The organism is Mesorhizobium sp. M0571 (genome assembly GCF_040320985.1).
Classification (GTDB): Bacteria; Pseudomonadota; Alphaproteobacteria; order Rhizobiales; family Rhizobiaceae; genus Mesorhizobium.
The window spans coordinates 39,214-58,263 of record NZ_JAMYQT010000028.1 but is presented as its reverse complement, the minus strand read 5'-3'; the positions used below and the strand labels follow the sequence as shown (position 1 = coordinate 58,263).

At 62.8% G+C, this 19,050-nt stretch carries 17 protein-coding genes and 1 pseudogene; 9 read left to right on the top strand and 9 right to left on the bottom strand.

The genetic code is table 11. The annotated features are described in order from the left end of the window. The first annotated feature begins 20 nt into the window (after positions 1–20). Positions 21–1,241: an anion transporter gene (locus NKI85_RS26520; RefSeq protein WP_352529339.1), complete on the top strand. Its 1,221-nt coding sequence runs from the start codon at positions 21–23 to the stop codon at positions 1,239–1,241. A gap of 4 nt (positions 1,242–1,245) precedes the next feature. On the opposite strand, the gene NKI85_RS26515 is transcribed toward NKI85_RS26520, so the two are convergent. From NKI85_RS26515 to NKI85_RS26500, 4 genes are all read right to left on the bottom strand, one after another. Continuing rightward, positions 1,246–1,560, bottom strand: coding sequence for a cupredoxin domain-containing protein (locus tag NKI85_RS26515; RefSeq protein ID WP_352529341.1), 315 nt, complete (start codon positions 1,558–1,560; stop codon positions 1,246–1,248). An 11-nt stretch (positions 1,561–1,571) separates the two neighbouring features. Further along, a complete protein-coding gene (locus tag NKI85_RS26510) occupies positions 1,572–2,096 on the bottom strand; it encodes a DUF4142 domain-containing protein (RefSeq protein WP_352529343.1) in 525 nt (174 codons plus the stop codon). A 104-nt stretch (positions 2,097–2,200) separates the two neighbouring features. Further along, the gene (locus tag NKI85_RS26505; RefSeq protein WP_352529345.1) at positions 2,201–2,872 is read right to left on the bottom strand and encodes an RNA polymerase sigma factor; all 672 of its coding nucleotides are present in this window, start codon (positions 2,870–2,872) and stop codon (positions 2,201–2,203) included. Between the two features lie 255 nt (positions 2,873–3,127). Beyond that, positions 3,128–4,297 (bottom strand): cystathionine beta-lyase, encoded by a 1,170-nt coding sequence (locus NKI85_RS26500; protein WP_352529347.1) that lies wholly within the window; start codon positions 4,295–4,297, stop codon positions 3,128–3,130. A 426-nt stretch (positions 4,298–4,723) separates the two neighbouring features. Here NKI85_RS26500 and NKI85_RS26495 point away from each other — a divergent pair, with 426 nt between their 5' ends. The 5 genes from NKI85_RS26495 (at position 4,724) to NKI85_RS26475 (ending at position 11,286) form a co-directional block, all read left to right on the top strand. Further along, the gene (locus tag NKI85_RS26495) at positions 4,724–5,752 is read left to right on the top strand and encodes an amino acid ABC transporter substrate-binding protein (protein WP_352529349.1); all 1,029 of its coding nucleotides are present in this window, start codon (positions 4,724–4,726) and stop codon (positions 5,750–5,752) included. Positions 5,753–5,814: 62 nt separating this feature from the next. Beyond that, complete coding sequence (locus tag NKI85_RS26490; RefSeq protein WP_352529351.1) at positions 5,815–7,002, top strand: amino acid ABC transporter permease; 1,188 nt, start codon at positions 5,815–5,817, stop codon at positions 7,000–7,002. 4 nt (positions 7,003–7,006) lie between these two features. Beyond that, positions 7,007–8,164, top strand: a complete 1,158-nt coding sequence (locus NKI85_RS26485; RefSeq protein ID WP_352529353.1) for an amino acid ABC transporter permease — start codon at positions 7,007–7,009, stop codon at positions 8,162–8,164. 69 nt (positions 8,165–8,233) lie between these two features. Next, positions 8,234–8,983 (top strand): amino acid ABC transporter ATP-binding protein, encoded by a 750-nt coding sequence (locus tag NKI85_RS26480; protein ID WP_502896133.1) that lies wholly within the window; start codon positions 8,234–8,236, stop codon positions 8,981–8,983. 377 nt (positions 8,984–9,360) lie between these two features. Then, positions 9,361–11,286, top strand: coding sequence for a multicopper oxidase domain-containing protein (locus NKI85_RS26475; protein ID WP_352529357.1), 1,926 nt, complete (start codon positions 9,361–9,363; stop codon positions 11,284–11,286). A gap of 25 nt (positions 11,287–11,311) precedes the next feature. Here NKI85_RS26475 and NKI85_RS37960 read toward each other — a convergent pair whose 3' ends face one another. The 3 genes and pseudogenes from NKI85_RS37960 to NKI85_RS37955 all read right to left on the bottom strand — a co-directional run bounded on the left by NKI85_RS37960 (position 11,312) and on the right by NKI85_RS37955 (position 12,620). Then, positions 11,312–11,749 carry a cation transporter dimerization domain-containing protein gene (locus NKI85_RS37960; protein ID WP_502896132.1) on the bottom strand — a complete coding sequence of 146 codons (438 nt, stop codon included), beginning with the start codon at positions 11,747–11,749 and terminating at the stop codon, positions 11,312–11,314. Further along, on the bottom strand, positions 11,703–12,359 hold the full coding sequence (locus tag NKI85_RS26470; protein WP_502896131.1) for a cation diffusion facilitator family transporter: 657 nt from the start codon (positions 12,357–12,359) through the stop codon (positions 11,703–11,705). Before NKI85_RS26470 ends, NKI85_RS37960 begins: the two co-directional genes overlap by 47 nt. Beyond that, positions 12,356–12,620, bottom strand: a pseudogene (locus NKI85_RS37955) (metal-sensing transcriptional repressor). The gene NKI85_RS26470 and the pseudogene NKI85_RS37955 overlap by 4 nt, the downstream one beginning before the upstream one ends. A gap of 107 nt (positions 12,621–12,727) precedes the next feature. Between NKI85_RS37955 and NKI85_RS26460 the strand changes: the two are divergent. Then, the gene (locus NKI85_RS26460) at positions 12,728–13,399 is read left to right on the top strand and encodes a TIGR02117 family protein (RefSeq protein ID WP_352529361.1); all 672 of its coding nucleotides are present in this window, start codon (positions 12,728–12,730) and stop codon (positions 13,397–13,399) included. A gap of 218 nt (positions 13,400–13,617) precedes the next feature. Here the strand turns inward: NKI85_RS26460 and NKI85_RS26455 are convergent, their stop codons facing one another. Both NKI85_RS26455 and NKI85_RS26450 read right to left on the bottom strand, forming a co-directional pair. After that, positions 13,618–14,853: an FAD-dependent monooxygenase gene (locus tag NKI85_RS26455; RefSeq protein ID WP_352529363.1), complete on the bottom strand. Its 1,236-nt coding sequence runs from the start codon at positions 14,851–14,853 to the stop codon at positions 13,618–13,620. Positions 14,854–14,872: 19 nt separating this feature from the next. Continuing rightward, on the bottom strand, positions 14,873–15,118 hold the full coding sequence (locus NKI85_RS26450; protein WP_254820632.1) for a zinc-finger domain-containing protein: 246 nt from the start codon (positions 15,116–15,118) through the stop codon (positions 14,873–14,875). A 150-nt stretch (positions 15,119–15,268) separates the two neighbouring features. Between NKI85_RS26450 and NKI85_RS26445 the strand changes: the two genes are divergently transcribed. Together NKI85_RS26445 and ppx are read left to right on the top strand one after the other, a co-directional pair. Continuing rightward, the gene (locus NKI85_RS26445) at positions 15,269–17,470 is read left to right on the top strand and encodes an RNA degradosome polyphosphate kinase (RefSeq protein WP_352529365.1); all 2,202 of its coding nucleotides are present in this window, start codon (positions 15,269–15,271) and stop codon (positions 17,468–17,470) included. After that, positions 17,470–19,002, top strand: a complete 1,533-nt coding sequence (gene ppx, locus NKI85_RS26440; protein ID WP_352778803.1) for an exopolyphosphatase — start codon at positions 17,470–17,472, stop codon at positions 19,000–19,002. Before NKI85_RS26445 ends, ppx begins: the two co-directional genes overlap by 1 nt. The last annotated feature ends 48 nt before the right edge of the window (positions 19,003–19,050 follow it).

Here is a 19,050-nt window from a genome sequence, read left to right as displayed (position 1 = left end):
TCTGAACAGGATTTCCAGACATGACAGCGATGGGCGCGGCGGCACTGCTGATCCTTGTCCTGACCTATGCCGGCGTCGCAATCGGCAGGATACCTGGGCTGCGCCTCGACCGGGCGGGTATCGCGCTGCTCGGCGGTGCGGCGATGATCGCCATCGGCGCGCTCAGCATGGAGGACGCCTACCGCGCCATGAGTTTCGACACCATCACGCTTTTGCTCGGCATGATGATCGTGGTGGCGCATCTGAAAGTGTCCGGCGCCTTTCGCGCGCTCGGTGGGTTCGCCATCGAGCACGCCCATGCGCCATTCATGCTGCTGGTGATGGTGACGCTCTTGACCGGCGTCTTGTCGGCATTCCTGGTCAACGACGCAATCTGCCTGGTCATGGCGCCGATCGTCGTCCACGTCACCCGCGTCATCAACCGCAACCCGGTTCCCTATCTGGTCGCGACTGCCACGGCATCGAATTGCGGCAGTGTCGCCACCATCACCGGCAATCCGCAGAATATGGTCATCGGCGCGCTGTCGGGGATTTCCTATCCGGCCTTTTCGGCCGCGCTGGCGCCGGTCGCGCTGTTCGGCCTCGTCGCCGTCATTGTCATCATCCGCATCGTCTACCGCGCCGAATTTTCGCGCAAGGCCGAGCTCAGCCCCGAAGTCTATCGCGGCCGCATGCTGCCGGGACAGGTGCTCAAGGCGGTGGTGGTCTGCATCGGCCTGGCGATCGCCTTCTTTGCCGGCGTTCCCGTTGCCAAGGCGGCTCTGATCGGCGGCGCCATTCTTCTTTTGACCCGCGCCATCAAGCCCGAGCGCATCTATCGCGAGATCGACGGGCCGCTGCTGTTCATGTTCGCCGGGCTGTTCATCGTTGTCGCCGGTGCCGAGAAGACGCTGCTCACGCCCGACATCATTGCCTCGGCAAAAGGCCTCGGGCTGGACGATGTCTGGCGGCTGTCCGGCTTCACCGCGGTGCTGTCCAACATCATGAGCAATGTGCCGGCCGTGCTGGCGCTGCGGCCGTTCATACCTGGCCTGGAAAACCCCGAGCGCGCCTGGCTGGTCGTCGCCATGAGCTCGACACTGGCCGGCAATTTTACGCTGCTCGGCTCGGTCGCCAATCTGATCGTCGCCGAGCACGCGCGGATCTCCGGCAAACCGCTGGGCTTCATCGCCTTCTTCAAGGTCGGCCTGCCGCTGACGCTGGTCACGCTTCTTGTCGGGACGGCGTGGCTGGCGGCATAGCCAGTCAGGGCGAAGTCACCGTCAGATGGCCTTTCATGTTCGGATGGAAGCGGCAGAAATAATCGACCGATTCCGCCTTCCTCACCGTCAGGCTCGCGGCCTTCTTCGGCGGGATCATCACCTCCCAGCCGCCGTTCACGGTTGCCGTGTGGGCGAATACGTCCTTGTTCACCCACCGGATCGTGTCGCCGACCTTCGCCTCGATCTTTGCCGGCGAAAACACAAGCTTCTCGATCGTCACCTCAATGGTTTCGGCCTTGGCCGGTGCGGCACCGATGGTCAGCGCCAGTGCAACCCACAGATGCCGCCTCGACACCATTGGTCCAATCCTCACTTCAGCATGCCGGCGACATGTTCGGCGTGCTGTTCATGGCCCTGGAATATTTTCAGGCCGGTTTCCAGCAGGCTCTTCAGCTCGGCATTGCTGGCGGACGGGATCAGCAGCGTTTCCAGCGCGCCATTGACCTGCTTGTGGTAGGCCACTTCACTGGCGACATAGGCCTTGTCGAACGCCGCGCCCTTGAGCTTGGCAAGCTTGGCACGTTCTTCGGCCGCCGCCTTGGTCAGCGCTTTGCTGGTCGGATTGTCCTCAGGCGTGACCTTGAGCTTCTTGACCAGCTCGAGAGCCTGTCTGTTGACCGCCTCGTGATCTCGCACCATGTCCTTGGCGAAATCTACGACCTCTTTGTTTTTCGATTTCTTCAGCGCCTGCTTGGCCGCCTCGACGTCAAGCACGCCCGCTGTGTAGGCGATATCTGCGATCTGCGGATCGGTTGGCTTGTCGGCAGCTTGCGACAAGGGCGCTGCGCTAAGCAGGAAAAGTGCGGCCAGTGCCGTGGTCGATCGAATAAACATGATGCTCTCCTTCGCCCCGACGCGGAACTGCATCGGGCTTCGTTTTCAGTGACGCTCATTGGATGCAGGTCGCCGGCAAACGTTCCCGCAAAAATCAACGCGACCTACCCGGAAAGACCAAGCCGCCGCATCACGGCATTGGTCAGCCGCTCACAGCGCCGACCCGCGAATGGAAAGGCGTCGAGCAGCACCGGGCCGATCTGGTCGTCCAGCGCCTTGCGCACGAGGGCACGGGCGCGGTGCAGCCGGGTCTTGATGGTTTCGGGCCGCACGCCAAGCAGTTCGGCGGTCTCCTCGATGCTCAGTCCCTCGATGACGCGCGCCACGAACACCATCCGGTAGACATCGGGAAGACTGTCGGTTGCCCGTTCGACAAGCTCAAGGATCTGCCGCTGCGCCATCGTCCTCTCCGGATCGTCGCTCGGGTTGAGGGGGAACCGGATGATTTCGGCTTGCGGATTTTCAGGCATCGCTACCATTCGCCGCCTTTTGCGCAAGCGGCCGAGCGCTTCGTTGATGACGATACGCGACAGCCACGTGGCGAGCGAGGCATCGCCGCGAAAGGCCTCGAGATGGGCAAAGGCGCTGACATAGGCCTCCTGGACGATGTCCTCGGCTTCGCTGTCGTCACGCACTACGCCGCTGGCGATGCGGTAGAGCCTTTGGTTGTGCGTCTTGATGATGGTGCGGAATGCATCGCCATCGCGTGCCAGCGCGCGGCCGACAAGCTGCATATCGCCGGAAGCGGCGGACGTTGCCGTCAACGTAGCAGGCATGGCCGATCTCCTGATAGGCTCCTCATCGGGATATTGGATGCATCTGCCGACAAAAGGTTCCCGACCAATCCGCCGGCCAGCTTGGACCCGCATCAAGGGCCGGCAGTGGCTATTCTACTGCTTCCACCACATCGGCGTCTTATTCTCTTTTTAGGCACCGTTTCATCGGCAGATCGGCCGCGATTACGTGGCTCAGATCGCTATTGTTCCAGGCTGTTACGCCGATTTCCTGACTTAGCTTGGAAAGGTGCCGGCTCAGGCGTGGGCGGCCGCCGCCAGCCCACGCGCCAGGTCGGCCTTCAAATCCTCGATGTCCTCGAGCCCGATCTGCAACCGCACCAGCGGTCCGTCATACGGGCCCTTGGCGACGGTACGGTCGCCCAGGAATACCGGCACGGCAAGGCTCTCATAGCCGCCCCAGGAATAGCCGAGGCCGAAAAACTTCAACGCGTCGAGGAAGGCGTGCTGCTGCTTCTGTCCGCCGCCTGCAAGAACGATCGAGAAGATGCCGCTCGATCCGCAAAAATCGCGCTTCCACAAAGCGTGGTCGGGGTGGCTGGGCAGCCCCGGATGCAGCACCTGCGCCACGCCCGGCTGGCTCTCCAGCCAGACGGCGAGGGCAAGCGCGCTCTTTTGATGGTGTTCCAGCCGCACGCCCATGGTGCGCAGGCCGCGCAGCACCTGGTAGACGTCGTCCGGCCCGGCGCAGCAGCCCATCGTGTTGAACGTCTCGCAAAGCTGCTTCCAGCAGTCCGCATTGGCCGACACCGTGCCAAGCAGCACGTCGGAATGGCCGGCCGGGTATTTCGTCGCCGCTTGGATCGAGATGTCGACGCCATGGTCGAGCGGACGGAAGTAGAGCGGCGTCGCCCAGGTGTTGTCCATCATGACGATGGCGCCGGCGGCATGTGCCGCCATGGCGATGGCCGGTATGTCTTGCACCTCGAAAGTGTTGGAGGCCGGCGATTCGGTGAACACGACCCTGGTGTTGGGCTTGATCAGCGCCGCAATGGCGGCGCCGATGCGGGGATCGTAATATTCGACCTCGACGCCCAGCCGCTTCAGCATCGTGTCGGCGAAGTTGCGGGTCGGGTGATAGACGGAATCGACGATCAGCAGATGGTCGCCGGCCGACAGGAAGGCGAGCAGCGGCAGCACCACTGCCGCCAGGCCGGACGGCACAGCGACCGTGCCGGCGGAGCCTTCCAGCGCGTCGATCGCGCTGGTCAGCGCATCGGTGGTCGGCGTGCCGCGCGTGCCGTAGGTGTATTTCTGGCCGCGTGCCGCCATCGTCGCCGCGTTGGGATAGAGCACGGTCGAGGCATGCACGACCGGCGGATTGACGAAGCCGAAATAGTCATGCGGGTTGTTGCCGGAATGGGCGAGCCGCGTGTTGATGCCCATCTCGCTGCCGTCTTTTGCCATTGCTTTTCGTCCCATGGGTAGGTCGTTAGCCATAGTGCGGCGGCATTGGCCACGCAACCGCGCGGCGCCCGCCAGGCCAAGGTCTCGAATATGCCAATTCAGCAATGCGCCGTAGATCCTCTGGACGGCTGCCAGGTGCGCTTGGCAAGTCACGGTCCGACTTTGCCGGCTTTATTGGCGCGCTGACCAATTTGCGAGCGCGTTTGTCTGCAATTTCAGGCATTTCAGGCGGTTGGTTTTCAAAGTCTTTCGGATTTGGTCATTTCCCTTGACCTCACAGGAATAATCGCCTTCGATGTTGTTCGTGAATGGGAGGCAGCGCGTCGGTTACGATGCGGGATTCCGGTAATGGGCCGGGATACATAGCTGCGTTCACACGGGAAAAAGTCAGGTTCGCCTGGAAAAACAGAAAAGGGTCTGTGGGTCATGAAACACATTGCAATCGGCGTTTTGGGCGCCGCCGCGTTTGGATTCGCGGCTTCGGCGGCTTCGGCGGCCACGCTCGACGATGTCAAGGCGAAGGGCTTCATCCAATGCGGCGTCTCGACCGGCCTGGCCGGCTTCTCGGCGCCGGACGACAAGGGTGAGTGGCAAGGCATCGATGCGGATTTCTGCCGCGCGGTCGCGGCCGCCGTGTTCGGCGACGGCACCAAGGTGAAGTTCACGCCGCTCAGCGCCAAGGAACGGTTTACCGCTTTGCAGTCGGGCGAGATCGACATCCTGTCGCGCAACACCACCTGGACCATCAATCGCGACACCGCACTCGGCCTGAACTTCATCGGCACCACTTATTATGACGGCCAGGGCTTCATGATCAACGCCAAGAAGCTTCCGGGCGTGAACTCGGCGCTGCAGCTTTCTGGCGCGGCGGTCTGCGTGCAGAGCGGCACCACGACCGAGCTCAACCTTGCCGACTATTTCAAGTCGAACAAGATGGAGTACAACCCGGTCGTCTTCGAAAAGCTCGAAGAGGTCAACGCCGCCTATGACGCCGGCCGCTGCGACGTCTACACCACCGATCAGTCCGGCCTCTATGGCATCCGTCTGACGCTCGGCGCGCCGGCCGACCACGTCGTGTTGCCCGAGATCATCTCCAAGGAACCGCTTGGGCCGGCCGTGCGCCAGGGCGACGACCAGTGGTACCACATCGTCAAGTGGACCTATTTCGCGCTGCTCGACGCCGAGGAACTCGGCATCACCAAGGCTAATGTCGACGAGATGAAGAACTCGGACAATCCCGAGATCAAGCGCGTGCTCGGCCAGGAAGCCGACACCAAGATCGGCACCGATCTCGGCGTCTCCAACGACTGGGTCGTCAACATCGTCAAGGCAGTTGGCAATTACGGCGAGATGTTCGAACGCAATGTCGGTTCGGGCAGCCCGCTGAAGATCGCGCGCGGCATCAACGCGTTGTGGACCAAGGGCGGCCTGCAATACGCTCCGCCGATCCGCTGATCGAAAATTGATCCGGAAGGCAGATCGCCTGCCTTCCGGTTTCTCTTTCAGAGGACGGTCGAATGGCATCGCAGGAAGTTCTTCGCGAGGAGCCAAGCCGCGGTTCCTTCATCAATGATCCTCGCGTCCGCGGTATATTCTTTCAAGCAGTGGTCCTCGTCCTGCTGGTAGCGGGGGTCTGGTGGGTTACCCACAACGTCATCGTCAATCTGACGCGCCTGCACATCGCTTCCGGCTTCGGCTTCCTCAAGGGCCGCGCCGGCTTCGACATCAGCGAAAGCGCGATCGCTTATTCGTCGGATTCGACCTATGGCCGCGCCATTTTGGTTGGCTTTATCAACACCGTGATCGTTGCTGTCGTCGGCATCATCACCGCCACCATCATCGGTTTCATCGTCGGCATCGGCCGGCTGTCGCAGAACTGGCTGATCAGGAAGATCTGCACGGTCTATGTCGAGGTCTTTCGCAACATCCCGCCGCTGCTGGTCATCTTCTTCTGGTATTCCGGCGTGCTTGCCGTGCTGCCGCCGCCGCGCGAGAGCATCAATTTGCCGTTCGGCTCCTTCCTCAACCAGCGCGGCTTCTATTTTCCGCGCGCTATGTGGGGCCAGGGCTCCTGGCTGATCTTGGTCGCGCTGCTCCTTGGCATCGCCATGGCCTGGTTCGTCGCCCATAAGGCGCGGCAGCGGCAGATGGCGACGGGTCAGCCATTCCCGGTGCTCTGGACATCCATAGCGTTGATCGTCGGCCTGCCGCTGCTGGCTTACGCGCTGAGTGGCTTTCCGCTGAGCTTCGAATTCCCAAAGCAGTCGACCTTCAACCTGGTTGGTGGCTTTCAGGTCAGGCCGGAGTTCCTGTCGCTCTATCTGGCGCTGTCCTGCTATACGGCAGCCTTCATCGCCGAGATCGTGCGTGCCGGCATCAGGGGGGTCAGCAAGGGCCAGACCGAGGCGGCCGCGGCACTCGGGCTGCGCTCGGGATCGATCCTCAGGCTTGTCGTCGTTCCGCAGGCGATGCGCATCGTCATTCCGCCGTTGACCAGCCAATATCTCAACTTGACCAAGAACTCCTCGCTGGCCATCGCCATCGGCTATCCGGACCTGACGGCGACCGCCGGCACTGTCTTGAACCAGACCGGGCAGGCGGTCGAAGGCGTAGTGATCATGATGGCTGTCTATCTCGCGCTCAGCCTGATCACGTCGGCGATCATGAACGTCGTCAACGCCAGGATGGCGCTGGTGGAGAGGTAGGGCCATGCAGGAGCACGACATGTCCTGGGTACGGACGGAGATGGCGCTGGCGCAGCCGGCGCCGTCGAGCGAGCGTGGCCTCACCGCCTGGATCCGCAAGAACCTGATCGCCACCACGGGCGACACCATCCTGACCATCGTCGGCATCGCGCTGGTCGCTATGATCCTGCCGCAAATCGTCAATTGGGCCTTCATCAACGCCCAGTGGACCGGACCCGACCGCTCGGTCTGCGCCACCGTGGCGCAAGGCGGCGTCCAGCCGGACGGCTGGACCGGCGCCTGCTGGGCGTTCGTCAACGCCAAGTTCGGCCAGTTCATGTTCGGCACCTATCCTATCGAGGAGCGTTGGCGGCCGATCCTGGTGGCCATCCTGTTTGTGGCTCTGCTGGTGCCTTTGCTTATCCCACGCGTGCCGCGCAAAGGGCTGAACGCCATTCTTCTCTTCCTGGTGCTGCCGGTCGTCGCCTTCGTTCTGCTGGTCGGCGGCATGTTCGGCCTGCCGCATGTCGAAACGTCGCGGTGGGGTGGACTGCTGGTGACGCTCAGCCTGTCGTTCGTCGGCATAGCCGTGTCGCTGCCGATCGGCATTATGCTGGCGCTCGGCCGGCGCTCGAAGATGCCCATCGTCAAGACGCTGTGCGTGGTCTTCATCGAGACGGTACGCGGCATTCCGCTGATCACCGTGCTGTTCTTTGCCAGCGTCATGCTGCCGCTGTTCCTGCCGGCCGGTGTCAGCTTCGACAAGTTCCTGCGCGCGCTGATCGGTGTGTCGTTGTTTGCCGCTGCCTACATGGCCGAAGTGGTGCGCGGCGGCCTGCAGGCGATCCCCAAGGGCCAGTATGAAGGCGCCGATTCGCTCGGCCTCGGCTATTGGCAGAAGATGGGCCTGGTCGTCATGCCGCAGGCGCTGAAGCTGGTCATTCCCGGCATCGTCAACACCTTCATCGGCATGTTCAAAGACACCAGCCTGGTCATCGTCATCTCGATGTTCGACCTGCTCGGCATCGTCAAGCAGAACTTCTCTGACGCCAACTGGGCGACGCCGCAGACGGCCAGGTCCGGCCTGGTGTTCGCGGCCTTCATCTTCTGGCTGTTCTGCTTCGGCATGTCGCGCTATTCGATGTACACGGAACGCCGCCTCGACACCGGCCACAAACGCTAAAAAAGGGATCTTGCCATGGCCATAGAAAACGCCGTCAGCGCGGAAGAGATCAAGGTCAATGCCGCCAAGATGCATATTTCCACCACCGATGTCGCCATCGACATCATCGCCATGCACAAATGGTACGGCGAATTCCATGTGCTGAAGGACATCAATCTGAAGGTGATGCGCGGCGAGCGGATCGTCATCTGCGGTCCGTCGGGCTCCGGCAAATCGACGATGATCCGCTGCATAAACCGACTGGAGGAACACCAGAAGGGCAAAATCATCGTCGACGGCAAGGAACTGACCAATGATCTGAAGAAGATCGACGAGGTGCGCCGCGAGGTCGGCATGGTGTTCCAGCACTTCAACCTGTTCCCGCATTTGACCATCCTGGAGAACTGCACGCTGGCGCCGATCTGGGTGCGCAAGACGCCCAAGAAGCAGGCCGAGGAAATCGCCATGCATTTCCTCAAGCGCGTCAAGATCCCCGAACAGGCCAACAAATATCCCGGCCAGCTTTCGGGCGGCCAGCAGCAGCGCGTGGCGATCGCCCGCTCGCTGTGCATGAACCCGCGCATCATGCTGTTCGACGAACCGACCTCGGCGCTCGACCCGGAAATGATCAAGGAAGTGCTGGAGACGATGGTCGGGCTGGCGGAGGAGGGCATGACCATGCTCTGCGTCACCCACGAGATGGGCTTTGCGCGCAAAGTCGCCAACCGCGTGATCTTCATGGACCAAGGCCAGATCGTCGAGCAGAACACGCCGGCCGAGTTCTTCGACAACCCGCGCCATGAACGCACGAAACTGTTTCTGTCTCAGATCCTGCACTGATCCTGTACGCCGGTTTGGACAAGACCGGCAGACCGGGCTCTCTGTCTTGCTCGGGCCTTGCGCGTATTCGACGAGCGGTGATGCTCGGGAGATGAACCAGCGCCTGCGCTGGACGTGTTTGGGCTCATTGGCGCTCATCCCGGGCGCGCTGGTGCATATCGTGCGGCTGCGTGATGGGATCATGCGTGGCATGTTCTTTGGGCGGTCGGGCGCTGCGCCCAGAAGATAGCAAGGTCGCGTGCGACCGCATCGCCGTCCCTGCAACTCGCACGTACGGCCGGCGCGGATCATAAGCGCGCCGGCCGCGTTCATTGCCATTGGGAGTTGTATAACAAGCCGCGTGGGCGAGTGCGGCGGCAGGTCAAGGGTTCATCCTGATGCTCATACAACCGATCGATTATTTTCTTGTCGTTTGGTTCGCGCTGGCGCTGGCTTCGACGCTTTATGTCGGCTTCGACCAATATCGCAACAACCCCGAGCCGGTGGTGATGAAATGGGGTTTCATCCTGGTCACCCTCTATATGGGTCCACTCGGCTTGCTGCTCTACGTGCTCACCGACAAGGAACCCCGACCGGGCGAGCATGAGGTCTTCACCCGGCCGCTCTGGAAGCAGGGCGTCGGCTCCACCATCCACTGCGTCGCAGGCGATGCCACCGGCATCATTCTCGCCGCCGCCATCACGGCGGCGCTCGGCCTGCCGATGTGGATCGACCTGATCGTCGAATATCTCGCCGGCTTTGCCTTCGGCCTGTTCATCTTCCAATCGCTGTTCATGAAATCGATGATGGGCGGCACCTATTGGGAGAACGTGCGCAAGAGCTTCCTGCCCGAGTTCATCTCGATGAACTTCATGATGGCCGGCATGGCACCCGTCATGAGCTTCCTGATGATGGGCCGCGACATGCGCGCGATGGAACCGACGGAGCTTTTGTTCTGGGGTGTGATGTCGATCGGCGTCATCGCCGGCTTTGCGCTTGCCTACCCGGCCAATGTCTGGCTGGTCGCCCGCGGCTTGAAACATGGGCTGATGACACAGCGCCAGCAGACAGCCGGCACGAACGGTCGGGAGCAGGCCGGCCATGGGCAGCACGCGCAGATGCAAATGCAGCAGGCCGACGCCAGTGGCCGCGGCCATCACGGGCGAGGCCACGATATGGCTTCCCACAAAGGCAAAGGCAGCGGCGGTCATCACATGGAGACGGATGCCACGACCCCGCAGGTCGCTGCCCTTGGTGCCGTCTCCCTGCTGGCGCTCGCCATCGGCATGATCGCGCCGGCGAATTGGCTGAACCTGACGCTGTCGGCGCGCGACGTCGGCGGGGTGATCATGCCGCAAGGCATGATCATGGACCGCGACACTCCGGCCGACGCGATGCGCGACATGGCCGCCACCGATCCGCGCCTTGTGGCCGCCTCTTATGATCTGACGACAAAGGGTGACCAGGACCTGCCGTTTCGAATGGAGAACGGCATCAAGGTGTTCGAGCTCAGGCCTTCGGTGGTCCGCTGGCAAATCCTGCCGGACGTTGCGGTCGACGCCTATGCCTATAATGGCCAGATTCCCGGCCCGCGAATTCACATTCGCCAGGGCGACCGGGTCAGGATCAACGTCACCAACGGCCTGCCTGAGGAAACGACGGTGCATTGGCATGGCCTGATCCTGCCGAACCAGATGGATGGGCCAGCCGAAATCACCCAGGCGCCGATCGAGCCCGGGCAATCCTATTCATACGAGTTCACCGCAACCCAGCACGGAACTTATTTCTACCACCCTCATGCCAAGCCCGACCGGACCCAGGCGCTCGGTCTATATGGTGCACTGATCATCGATCCGGCCAATCCCGCCGATGAGGTCGCGGCCGACCATGATTACGTCATCGAGCTTCAGGAATGGCTGGTGCGGGAAGGGCTGACCTACCCGTCGATGCCGATGGACGGCGGCATGCCGAATTTCTTCACCATCAACGGCAAGGCCTATCCCTCGACCGAGACGATCCAGATGAAGGTCGGCGAGACGCTCAAGGTGCGGTTCATCGGCACCAATAACGGCTTCATCCATCCGATGCATATCCATGGTGGACCGTTCGAGGTCGTCGCCCGTGACGGCGAGACGCTTCCCGCATCGGCTCGGTTTCTTGCCGATACGATCAATGTCGGGCCGGGTCAGCGATACGACGTGATCTGGAAGGCGCAGCGTCCGGGCAAATGGCTGATCCACTGCCACATCCCGCATCACACCACGAACAACAATGTCGAGGAGAAGGGCGGTGGCGGGCTCATGGTCGTCATCGACGTCACGTGACCCGCTAGCCGCCTACAAAGGAGCGTCAACGCTCGTGGCCGTGGTTTTCGGCAGCCGCGTGCTCGTGAGGGTGCGGATGGTCGTTCTCTCCACGTTCGGTTGAAAACCGCACGTTCGCCGCAGCCAAGGCTGGCATATACTGGAACAGTTTGTCTTTCAGCGCTGCCGCGATCTTGTTCGCTTCCGACAGCGGCAGAGTTTCGTCTGCGGCAATTGCGATGTCGGCGTGTAATCTATGACCGATCCAGCGCGCTTTGGCATCGACAATATGCGCGCCCGGAACACGCTCGGCGGCATGATGGATTTCCTCAATTACCCTAGGGTCGACGCCGTCCAGCATGCGGGTCAACACCGAGCGAGCCGACTGCCACACGATGCCGAAGATCGCGATCGTGATCAGCAGGCCGACGATCGGGTCAGCCAGCGGAAAACCGAGCCAGACGCCAAACGCACCGAGGACCACGGCAAGGCTGGTAAGGCCCGTCGGTGCGGGCGTGGTAGCCGTCGGCGATCAGCGCCGCGCTGTTGATTTCCCGACCGACCCGAATGCGGAACACCGCGACAGCCTCATTGCCGAGAAACCCGACAATACCCGCCGCGGTCAGCCAGCCGAGATGTGTCACACCTAGCGGATTGAACAGCCTGTCAGTCGCCTGGTAACCGGCGACAATGGCGCTGAACAGGATGATCAGGACGATGATGATCCCGGCCAGATCCTCGACCCGGCCAAGGCCGTAGGTGAAGGTCCGCGATGGCTTGCGCCGGGCCAGCATGAACGCGATCCACAGCGGAATCGCCGTAGTGGCATCCCCGATATTGTGGATCGTATCGGCCAGCAGCGCCACGCTGCCCGACAGCACGACCACGACCATCTGCAATGCCGCCGTGACTGCCAGAATGACGAACGACCATTTTATGGCCCAGATGCCACGATCGGTGGTGGCGATCGTTGCATCGATGACGCCGTGGGTGTGAGCGTGCGAACGGTGATCGCCATGGCTATGGTTATGGGTGGCGGGATCGTGCGAGCCGAAACCAAACCAGTCCAGAATCCGCACTACAATGTCGTTCATAGATACTTCGCCAGCTGCTTGAGCTCCGCCAGCGAATTGCCGCCGGTTTCCGCGCTGTCAGTAAAGGCAATGTTCGATGTGATCGTGGATCAGCTCGCGCTTGGCGCTGCTGATGGCCCTTTCGACGGCATGGAGCTGCTGCGCCAGATCAACGCAAGGGCGATGCGCCTCGATCATGGACAGCACCGCCGCAAGGTGGCCTTGCGCGCGCTTCAGGCGCTTTATGATGGAAGGATGCGAAGCATGGAGGTGATCTGACATGCTTGACGCATATCCTCCGGGGGAGGATATGCGTCAAGCGCTTTTATCAGCCGGTACAACTTCCACAGACACTTCACCTTGAGCATTGCTTGCTCTATGCCTTCCCCATGAAGAAGCTTGCTCGTTTTCTTGGCCTGCTGGTCGTCGCAATAGTCGTTGCGGTGGCGCTTGGCACGCTGCTGCCGCGCCCGCTCTGGCCGGCGGCCGTTGCCGATCCGATCGGCGCAAGCCACCGCATCCTGGTGCTGCAAAATCCGATCCACACCGACATCGCCATCCCGGTCGACGACAATGTGCGCCGGCGCTTCCATTTCCTGGTCGATGCCGGCATTCCGGCCGACATGGCGGAGGTCCGCTACATCGTCTTCGGCTGGGGCGGCCGCGCCTTCTATCTGGAGACGCCGACCTGGTCGGAGCTGAAGGCGGTGCCGGTGCTCAAGGCGCTGACCGTCGACGCCTCGGTGATGCATGTCGACGTTTCCGGCGACATCGCCGAGCTGCATCCCGACGTCGCCGGCTTCGCCATCGGCGATGAGCGCTTTGCGGCGCTGCTCGATTACATTGCAGCAAGCTTCCAGCAGGGACCCAACGGGGCCATGCCGATCGAGAACGCCGCCTATTCCCGCTTCGATCGTTTTTTCGAAGCCAACGGCCATTTCAACGCGCTGGTCGGCTGCAACACCTGGACGGCGGCGGCGTTACGCATAGCCGGGCTGCGCACAGGCTGGTGGAACCCGCTGCCGGCCTCGCTCGGCCTGTCGATGCGGCTTTATGATTGACAGGTGTTCCGGCTGATCAGCGCCGCGATTCTTCGCGCCCCCTCTGTCCTGCCGGACATCTTCCCCACAGGGAGGGAGATTGGCAGCTTCGGCGCTGCGCTTCATCCTGCAACGTTGCAAATTGGCGAAAGCCGAGGTGACGGCCGATTCTCCCCCCAAGTGGGGGAGATGTCCGGCAGGACAGAGAGGGGCGCTGTCCCGCCGGCCTGTCGAGCGTATCATCGCGCGCCACCATCCGGCATCCGCCAGCCATAGAGCCAGTCGAGATCAGCGGTTAGCTTTTCGGACGAGCGCATCGCCAGGAACAGGTTGCGGGCCATCGCCACCGGCCCGGCCGCATGCCAGGCGAGGCGGTTGATGGCGCCGCGGCGGGCGACCTGGGCGACGCGCGGCCGCCGTGCCTGTTCCCAAGCGGCAAGCGCCCCCTCAAGATCGGCTGGCGAAGCGGCAACGAAGCCGGCAAGCGTCGCGGCGTCCTCGATCGCCATCGCCGCGCCCTGTGCGGCAAAGGGCGTCATCGCATGCGCCGCATCGCCGATCAGGGCGATCCCTTCCCGCGTCGTCCACCGCCGCTGCTCGACGGTGTGGATCGGCCATGCCGTCCACGGCGCCGCCTCGCCCGCCAGCCGGACCAGCGCCGGCGCGGTACCGCGCATGGCGCTGGCGAAACTGGCGGGGTTGGCATGCCCCGACCAGCCTTCGGCGATGCGCTCGCCCTTGGTGAAGGCAGCGAGGTTGAAGGCAGTGCCACGTCTGACCGGATAGGCGACCATATGGAAGCCGGGATGGAGGAATGCAGTAACGCAATAGGGCGCGCCGACCGCTGCAAAGGCTTGCCCAGCAGGGCTGCCGGCACCCACGGTGGCGCGCCAGGCAAGCTCGCCCGAGAAGCGGCTTCTGACAAAATCGGCCTCCTTGCGGGCCAGCTTTTCTCGCACCGACGACCAGACGCCATCGGCGCCGATCAGCAAGAATGCCGCGGTTTCGACGGTCGTGCCGGCGCTCTCGATCGTCGCCGTGATGCCATGCGGTCCGGTGGCGGCACTGCCGACGCGGGCACCGGTGACAAGCTCGATCTCAGGCCGCTCGGCTGCTCGCTGCATCAGCGCGGCTTGCAGATCGGCACGGTGGGCGACGAGATAGGGCGCCCCCCAGCGCGTTTCGGCGGCGTGGCCAAGCGGTACGCGCGCCAGCTCGCGCAGCGTGGCGGCATCCTTGAGTACGACCGCCTCGGGCCGCACCGCATTGGGCATCAGCCGATCGAGTACGCCGAGTTGTCGAAGAATGCGCGTCGCGTTGGGCGAAAGCTGGATGCCGGCGCCGACAGCCTCGAGGTGCTGCGCTTGTTCGAACAATTTTACCGAATAGCCGCGCTCGGCGAAGGCCAATGCCGCGGTCAGCCCGGCGACGCCCGCCCCGGCGATGACCACCTGCCGGGACTGCGTTTCTCGCATCAGGCTTGTCGCGGAAGAATCAGGCGGCCTGGTCGATATAGAGGCAGCCCGGCGGCTGCGTTTCCAATGCCTTCAGCTTCGGCGAATAGCGATAGAGCGTCGAGCAATAGGGGCAGACTTTTTCATTGTCGTCGCCCATGTCGAGAAACACATGCGGATGGTCGAAAGGTGGGTTGGCGCCGGTGCACATGAATTCCTTGACGCCGATGTCGATCGCCGGATAGCCCGCATCGTTCTGGAAATGGGGAATGGAACCGCCTGCCATCGTCGTCTCCTGATCTTGTCGATTGCATCTGGATTATAACCCGTCTCTTTGCAAGATCGATGAAATGAAACTGTCGCAAAAGCCTGTCAGAGGATAAGTTAAGCCGGTTAACGCCGTAATCGGCGGACGGGTGTGGGAAGAGCAGGAATCATGAACGAACTGAAGCCGGTCCAGAACGAATTCATCACCGTCGAGGTGGCGAGCCCCGAAGGCGGCAATCCCGACCGCTTCGTCAATCGCGAGTTTTCCTGGCTGCAATTCAATCGGCGCGTGCTTGAGGAATCGCTGAACGCCAATCATCCGCTGCTCGAGCGCGTTCGCTTCCTGTCGATATCGGCCGCCAACCTCGACGAGTTCTTCATGGTCCGCGTCGCCGGTCTTGCCGGCCAGGTGCGAGAAGGCATAGTGCTGAAGAGCCCGGACGGCCGCACCCCCGAACAGCAGCTCGAACAATTGCTGCGCGAGGTCGAACGTCTGCAGGAGGACCAGCAGAACAGTCTTTCGGCGCTGATGCTGCTGCTCAACAAGGAAGGCATCGAGAGCATCACCCGTGATGCGCTGACCAAGGACGAGAAGGTCTGGCTCGAGGACCATTTCCAGGAGCAGGTGTTTCCGGTCCTGACGCCGCTGTCGATCGACCCGGCGCATCCGTTTCCGTTCATTCCCAATCTCGGTTTCTCGATGGCGTTGCAATTGCGCCATCGCAAGAACGGCGAGGAAATGAGCGCGCTTTTGCGCCTGCCGGTGGCGCTGAGGCGCTTCATCCGCTTGCCGGATCGCAAGCACCATGTCCGCTTCATCCCGCTCGAAGAGGCGGTCAGTCTCTACATCGGCAAGCTGTTCCCCGGCTATGAGGTCAAGGGCTCCGGTACGTTCCGCATCATCCGCGACAGCGATATCGAGGTCGAGGAAGAATCCGAGGACCTGGTGCGGCTGTTCGAGACGGCACTGAAGCGGCGGCGCCGCGGCTCGGTCATCCGGATCGAATTCGACCGGCTGATGCCGCCCGAGCTGCGCGACTTCGTCGCCGGCGAGCTTGGCGTCTCGGCAAGCCGCATCAGCGTGCTCACCGGTCCGCTGGCGCTCAGCCAGATTTCGGAGATCGTCGCCGTCGCCCGCGACGATCTGAAATTCACGCCCTACAACCCGCGCTTCCCCGAGCGCATCCGCGAGCATGGCGGCGATTGTTTTGCCGCGATCCGCGAGAAGGACATCATCGTCCACCACCCCTACGAATCCTTCGACGTGGTGGTGCAGTTCCTGCGCCAGGCGATGGCCGACCCGGAAGTGGTGGCAATCAAGCAGACGCTCTACCGCACCTCCAACGACAGCCCGATCGTGCGCGCTTTGGTCGACGCCGCCGAGGCCGGCAAGTCGGTGACGGCGCTGGTCGAGCTCAAGGCGCGTTTCGACGAAGAAGCCAACATCCGCTGGGCCCGCGACCTCGAGCGCGCCGGCGTCCAGGTCGTCTTCGGCTTCCTCGAGCTGAAGACCCACGCGAAAATGTCGCTGGTGGTGCGGCGCGAGGATGGCAGGCTACGCAATTACGTGCATCTCGGCACCGGCAACTACCACCCTGTCACCGCGCGCATCTACACCGACCTGTCCTTCTTCACCACCGCCCCGACGATCGCGCGCGATGTCGCCCAGCTGTTCAACTTCATCACCGGCTATGCCGAGCCGGCCGAGCAGATGCGGCTGGCCATCTCGCCGTTTACGCTGCGCGACCGCATCCTCAAGCACATTTCGGACGAGATCAGTCACGCGCTGGAGAGCAGGCCGGCCCGCATCTGGATGAAGATGAACGCCTTGGTCGACCCGATCATCATCGATGCTCTCTATGATGCCAGCCGCGCCGGCGTCGAGATCGATCTCGTCGTGCGCGGCATCTGCTGCCTGAGGCCGCAGGTGCCCGGCCTGTCGGAGAACATCAGGGTGAAGTCGATCGTCGGCCGCTTCCTCGAGCACAGCCGCATCTATTGCTTCGGCAACGGCCACGGCCTGCCCTCGGACGGGGCGATCGTCTACATCTCCTCAGCCGACCTGATGCCGCGCAATCTCGACCGCCGCGTCGAGACCATGGTGCCGATCACCAATCCAACTGTGCATGAACAGGTGCTCGGCCAGATCATGCTCGGCAACATCATGGACAACCAGCAAAGTTTCGACGTATTGGCTGACGGAACTTCCCGGCGCGTTGTGCTGGAGGAGGGCGAGGAACCGTTCAACGCGCAGGAATATTTCATGACCAATCCGAGCCTGTCCGGACGGGGCGATGCGTTGAAGTCGCATGCGCCCAAGCGCATCGCGCAGTTCAAGCGCCGCAAGAAACAGAACGCAGCGACGGGCTGATGATTTCAGCATCCCAGGGCCGGCTTCAGGACCGCCGACCGCTGTCCATCATCGATATCGGGTCGAACTCGATCCGTCTTGTCATCTATGAGGGGCTGGCGCGCTCGCCGACCTTGCTGTTCAACGAAAAGATGCTGGCCGGCCTCGGCCGAGGCATCGTTTCGACCGGAAAGCTCGATCCCGAGGCGGTGACGCGCTCCATGGAAGAGTTCCGCCGCTTCCGCGCGCTGTCCGACCAGGCCGGCGCCGAGCGCATGTATGTGCTGGCGACCGCCGCCGCTCGTGAGGCGGTCAACGGCCCCGACTTCATCCACCGCGCCGAGGATGTGCTCAAGACCGAGATCCAGGTACTGAGCGGCCGCGAGGAAGCCCATTATTCGGCGCTCGGCGTCATCTCCGGTTTCCACCCGGCCAACGGCATTGCCGGCGATCTTGGCGGCGGCAGCCTCGAACTGATCGACATCGACGGTGAGACGATCGGTGACGGCATCACGCTGCCGTTGGGCGGCCTGCGCCTGCAGGACATGGCGAAGAACTCGCTGGCCCAGGCGGCAAAGATCACGCGCGAGCAACTGGCGCGGGCGAAATTGCTGAAAGCCGGGCAGGGCAGGGCCTTCTACACGGTTGGCGGCACCTGGCGAAACCTCGCCCGACTGCACATGGAAATGACCAACTACCCGCTCGGCGTCATGCATCATTACGAGATCGGCATCGAAAGCGCCGCGAACTTCCTCCGGCAGGTCGCGAAAGCAGAGATCGATAAGGTCAAGGGCATCGAGGGCATCTCCAAGAACCGCCGCTCGCTGCTGCCCTATGGCGCCATCGTGCTGCAGGAGATCATGGCGGCGATGCAGCCGTCGAAGATCATCGTCTCGGCGCTGGGCGTGCGCGAGGGCTTTCTCTACTCGCTGCTCGACAAGGCCGAGCAGAAGGCCGATCCACTGATCTCGGCGGCCGAAGAGCTTGCCCGCCTGCGCTCGCGCTCGGTCGACCACGCGCATGAGCTTGTCGAATGGACCGGCAAGGCCTTCGCTGCCTTCGGCATCAACGAAACCAGGGATGAGGCGCGCTACCGCCACGCCGCCTGCCTGCTCGCCGATATCGGCTGGCGCGCCCATCCCGAATATCGCGGCAAGCAATCGCTCAACATCATCGCCCACGCCTCGTTCATTGGCGTCGACCATCCCGGCCGCGCCTTCCTGGCGCTTGTCAGCCTGTTTCGCCACGAGGGCGTGTTCAATGAAGCCGCTCCGGAAATCCGCGGACTGGCGACACCGCGCTATCTCGAGCGCGCCCGTGTGCTGGCCGCGCTGCTGCGCGTCGTCTATTTGCTGACCGCGGCAATGCCGGGCGTCATGCCGCGGCTGAAATGGGAAAACCGCGGCAATGGCGTGCTGGCGCTGGTCCTGCCGGCGCCGCTGGCCGATCTTTACGGCGAGCGGCCGGCCGGCCGGCTGGCACAGCTGGCAAGGGTCACCAACCGCCGGCTGGTGCTGGCGGTCGAGGGCGGGCCAAGCGTTTCGGTGAAGTAGCTTCAGGCCCGGCGCTGAATTGGATACCAATCGCGACGACTGCACGCT